The organism is Okeania sp. SIO2B9 (genome assembly GCF_010672505.1).
GTDB classification, from domain to species: domain Bacteria; phylum Cyanobacteriota; class Cyanobacteriia; order Cyanobacteriales; family Microcoleaceae; genus Okeania; species Okeania hirsuta.
Genome location: NZ_JAAHGK010000496.1, coordinates 1 through 5,038 on the forward strand (window position 1 = coordinate 1; position 5,038 = coordinate 5,038).

Annotated in this window: 5 protein-coding genes; 3 read left to right on the forward strand and 2 right to left on the reverse strand. The window is 36.1% G+C overall.

Features of this window, described 5'->3' with window-relative positions; all coding sequences use genetic code 11:
* Together F6K13_RS17655 and F6K13_RS17660 are read right to left on the reverse strand one after the other, a co-directional pair.
* On the reverse strand, positions 1-834 hold an 834-nt coding region (locus tag F6K13_RS17655), incomplete at its 3' end, for a CHASE2 domain-containing protein (RefSeq protein ID WP_287287909.1).
* 149 nt (positions 835-983) lie between these two features.
* Positions 984-1,718 (reverse strand): DUF928 domain-containing protein, encoded by a 735-nt coding sequence (locus tag F6K13_RS17660; RefSeq protein WP_124146333.1) that lies wholly within the window; start codon positions 1,716-1,718, stop codon positions 984-986.
* Positions 1,719-3,102: 1,384 nt separating this feature from the next.
* Here F6K13_RS17660 and F6K13_RS17665 point away from each other — a divergent pair.
* The 3 genes from F6K13_RS17665 to F6K13_RS17675 form a co-directional block, all read left to right on the forward strand.
* Entirely contained in the window at positions 3,103-3,396 is a 294-nt protein-coding gene (locus tag F6K13_RS17665; RefSeq protein ID WP_124146334.1) for a hypothetical protein, read from the forward strand.
* A 23-nt stretch (positions 3,397-3,419) separates the two neighbouring features.
* Positions 3,420-3,551 (forward strand): hypothetical protein, encoded by a 132-nt coding sequence (locus tag F6K13_RS17670; RefSeq protein ID WP_287287910.1) that lies wholly within the window; start codon positions 3,420-3,422, stop codon positions 3,549-3,551.
* 288 nt (positions 3,552-3,839) lie between these two features.
* The coding region (locus tag F6K13_RS17675; RefSeq protein WP_287287911.1) for a type IV pilus twitching motility protein PilT at positions 3,840-5,038 on the forward strand (1,199 nt) is incomplete at its 3' end.

Sequence of the window (5,038 nt, forward strand, 5' to 3'; positions counted from 1 at the left end):
CCGGGACGGGCTGTGTGGATCGTCACACGGCACTTCACGATCGCGACCCCAATCAGCAGGCACTCTGTCTTCAAGAATATCCATCATGGAAACAATCTCAAAGTAACGACTCGGACCCCGGTAGTTTAAAAGCATTAGATAACCACCTGCATCTGCTCTAATATAACCACCATCATTGGCTTCAAATGGCTCTATTATTGTCTTTCCTAGCAGAAATTTGTCACCATCAATTTTCTCTAGACTAATATCAAGAGTATCTAAATAACGCAAAGCAATATGAGAAGCAAAACTCCAGACATTTTCTCCGTTTTGTAGCGTGATATATAAATAGCCTCGTCGAATTTTTTTATCTGGGTCTACCTTTACATCATTAGCACCTGCTTGATGATTAGTTTCCAGAGCTGGTGGTGCTTCTAATACGTCATTTTGCCTTTCCCCCACTACTTTTTTAATTCCTACCAAGTTGGAGGTAGACTGGAATACTTTCACTAAGTCCTGATGGCCAGGTTCTACAGGTAAGTCTCGATAAATGTCTAAACCAATAACTTTTGGCTCCATTGCTTTTAATTTATTCAGCAATTTAGCGTAAATAGCGTCAGGAAAAATTGGCTGCCCGACTGCTCTGACATCATCTTCATTAATACCTACAATCACAATGCGATTGTCTGGACTCTCCAAAGGCCGTAATCGCATATATTGGTCATAAGTTGCCCATTCCCAAGCTTGTAGTAAGCCAAGAAAACGTAGTATAATTACTAACCCTGTTACGGTGGGGGCGGTAATCCATACACCATACCACTGATAAAAAAAATTCTTGCATTTATTCCATAACATTGGTGTAAGCTGCTCTGTAGAAATTAAAAGTTTTTGGGGGAGGGTAAAAAAAAACAGATCTATCTGCCCACCTTTACCATGAAATCAATGTGAGAGTAGTTTACCAGACTCAACTTAGTTACTGACAGCTATTTCAATGCTAACTTAATTTATTCTTCTACTTGACAGCAGGGTGCAAAGGGTTCAGAAGCAATCTCGTGTAATCCTACTGATGTGAGTAATTCTTCCCACTCTGTTGGGTAAGAATTGCGTAACTCGGCCACGGTAGCGATCGTTTCATTCCAAATCTTTGCTTTTGCATATATTTCTGCTTGTTCAAGGGGACTAGCATTTTTTAAGCTATTTTCTAAGTCTGAACTGATTTCTACTTTTTTGACAATTCCTTCAACAGATTCGTTAGCACTGTGATCCCATTCATCGCAAATCATAGCAAATCTCCAAGTATATTCTTTATTAGTTGTCAAACTTACATTTTTTGGCAGGGCAAGTTTCACAATACCAGAAGTCTCGGAAATATCTAATTTAGTTAAATAGATGCTCTTACCTGATTTATCAAATACTTCAAATTCTGCTGACTCTGCTTTGTGTTCGGGAACATACACGAAAAACTTGGGATGATCGGCAACTGTTGTTCCGACATTATCTCCTGGCATTAAGGCTGTCAATTTGGTTTGACCAGGAGTACAGTAGGATTCTGGAGCGCGAGTACCCCCACCTCTTGTTCTTCCTGAGCTTGCTCTTTGTGGCCCAGAAGGAAATTCTACACTAATCAACAATTCTGCGGTTGACTGTGCTTGTACTAACTGCACGCCTGAAAAAGTTACAATAATTGGGGATGTAGCTAAAGCCAAAAGTCCCCAAAACTTGATATTTTGCCTCGCCATAATCAATGATATCTCCTTTTTTTGATATTTTCACTATTTTGTATAATTTTAACATATCTCTAAATCAGTTTTTATCGATATATTAATTTACTTCATACTTTTAATTATTTATCTTTGATAGATTATTACTGATAATTAATCTGAGATGCAGTTGAATTTTTATACATGAAGTGATTAGAGGTCAGGAAAAAGAATAGAGTCAAGAAGGATAGGGCAGAATAAACTTTTTTGAAAGCTCATTAAGCGGACATGATATAACCTATTAAATATTGCTAATCAATAGAAAAAACCACAAAAAATATTTACGCTATATCTTGCAGTAGAGGAGTGAGAAGATCAAAAAATTGTTGTAATTTGTTCTTCATATACTAACTTAAAGATCGATATAGCAATCCTAAATAGATCGTGACAAATCAAAAAGTAAATAAAAAAACTGAAACTCTTACCTGTTCTCTGTTCCCAGTTAAGTGTTCCCTAAAAAGCAGTAAGATTTTTGACACGAATAAAATAGGATTGCTATATCAGCAACCAAAAGGAAAAAAGATTAAATTTTGATCTTGATAAAAAAGTTTATGGATAGAGGTAAAGTCCTACTAAATTTTTCCAGTAATTTCCTCTAAAACTAACATTTTTTTGGGAAAATTCTATATTTAGCGAAATTGGATTTGTTGGATTTGATATACTAAGTAAGGGATCATCAGAAAGTAAATCTAAAATAGATCTGAGAGGATAGGCAAACTGATTAAGTATAGTCATCAAGGAAGACAAAATAGAACAACATTTAGGAAAATCTTGATTTGTTGGTGTAGCTACCATTTGAATCAGTGAACAGTTAACAATTATTTAATTAGCATTCTGGGGAGGAACTGCGGAATTCAGGTGTATGATGGAAAATGAGCAACCCGCCACAAAGGTGCAGCACGCACTTTTCAAGCAGAAACGTGGGGGTATTAACCTGTTAAAAATATTAACTGTTAACTGATGAGTGATAAATAACATCTTTAAATACTGAGTTAATTGACAATATCTCACAAAAATTTTTAACAATAGTCTGTTTTTTTAGGAGATGTATTATATCAAGTTGTTAGTGATGTATACAAAAATTGTCTACTTATCCGGCCTCTCTTTTTGAATAGTCCCAATCTGGTGAAAAGATAGTTAAGCTACTCTATATAAATACAGCTTTTTATTTGGGCAAAGTATATATTCTAGCTTAAAGGTAGCAATGCAAAGGTTATTTTCCTTAAAGTGAAAAAAGCTGTAAATACTTTTCACATATTCTCTCAAATCAGGCTAGTAATTATTATTCAAAGCCATTAATATTTTGAGTCTGTCGCTCAAACAACCTGACATTTACAGTAGCAGATTTAAGAAATGAGGTAGTATGACTATTTTATTATTAAAACAACTCGGTTTGATTTCTGTTATACCTATATTTTTAATAATATCTTTTGAGTATCCTTCTTTGTCAAAAAATTATACTCAAAATCAAAAAATCTCAGATCATGAAGCAAACAATATATTAAAACTGAACAAACCTCAATCTACTAAACTTCAAAATCAACCTGCTAATAAATATCTAAAAAATAGAATAGAAGTATCTGAAAATGGATGTATAATTAAGAACTTGAGATTGAGAAATGGTATGAAGATCAAAATAAGACAAAATTGCAATTAAGTGAAATTTAAAAAAAATCAGGTTTGAAGAAGGAGTCAGGTAGGGGAGCCGTCGGATTGGTGACGTACAGGAGTCATAAAAATGTGGTCTATGGGGATTCTAACCCCAGCAACCGCATTTGCACCACAGGTGATGGTGGGTTATTAAACCCATAAGGGATAAAGATAAATAATACAAGTATTTTACAGCCAAAAATAAGGAATTAAATTAAATTTACCGATCATTATTGAAGTCTTAAAAAGTCAAATAATACTCTAGTAATAGCAATTTAAAAAAGTAATACTTAACAATAAATTTAAGTAGGCAATAAACCTTTTTAAGCCTAATGTTGTTGGTATCCAAAAAATAATTAAATATTTTAAATACTACCCATTTTAACTTGCCATTAGAATTAGAATATATTTGTTGACTGCAATATCCGAATTCAGCAAGGTAATGCAACTATGACACAAACACCACCACCTCGTCCCCCAGCTCCTCGTCCTCCAGGAGGCCGTGGTTTACCGCGTCCCCCAGCTCCACCTAGTCCACCAGCAGCAAGAAGACCGCCAACATCTCCTCCAACTTCTGCCGATCCTCCAGCATCATCAACACCTGTTTCTCAACAACTAATTCCTCCAACGGAAACAGCACCAGTACCTCAAATAGCAACTCCTGGTAGTCCACAACTGGGTTATGGACAAATTCCGCTGACAGATATTGTCCGGCGAGCTAATCAAGAAGGTGTTTCAGATGTTCATTTAGGGGTGAAAGAAATACCACGGTTCCGCAAACTTGGAGACCTTCTACCGCTTGAATATCCAGAAACTGACTTGAACACCTTTATGTTTTGGTTGCGAGAAATTCTTACAGATGAAGAAATTCGTCGATTCCAAGAAAATCTTGACTTTGATGGTGCTGCGGACTTAGGTTTTGTCAGGATTAGGATTAGCTTGTTTGACTCTCTTGCAGGTCCAGGGATGGTTTTACGACTGATTGGATCTAAAATCCTAACTATGGAACAACTTAAATTGCCAGGAGTCTTGAAGAAAGTCTGCCATTACCATAAAGGGTTAATTTTGGTGACCGGACCTACAGGTTGTGGTAAGTCCACCACCATGGCGGCGATGATTGATTATATGAACAATACTTTTCCTTATCATGTCATCACTATCGAAGACCCTGTAGAATTTGTCCATGAAAGCCGAAAATGTTTGATCAAGCACCGGGAAGTAGGTAGACATACTCTAAAATTCTTCAATGCTCTTAAAGGTGCTCTCCGTCAAGACCCTGACTTAATGTTAGTAGGGGAAATTCGAGATAAGGAAACGGTGGGAATTGCAATTAAAGCTGCTTCTACAGGACATTTGGTGATGGGAACATTGCACACCAACAGTGCCATCAAGACTCTGACTCGTATTTTGGATATGTTTTCTGCTGAGGAGCAACCAGCGATTAAATTAGCTCTTTCAGAAATTCTGGTAGCAATTATTGCTCAGTTGTTGTGCAAAACTACTGATGGTAAGCGGGCAGCTTTCCATGACATTTTGATTAATACTGATGTAATTAAGGAATATATTATTAAAGACCAGTATGAAGACATTAACCAAATTATGCTCAAAGATACTTATGAAGGTATGATTACTATGAATAGGTCTTTGTT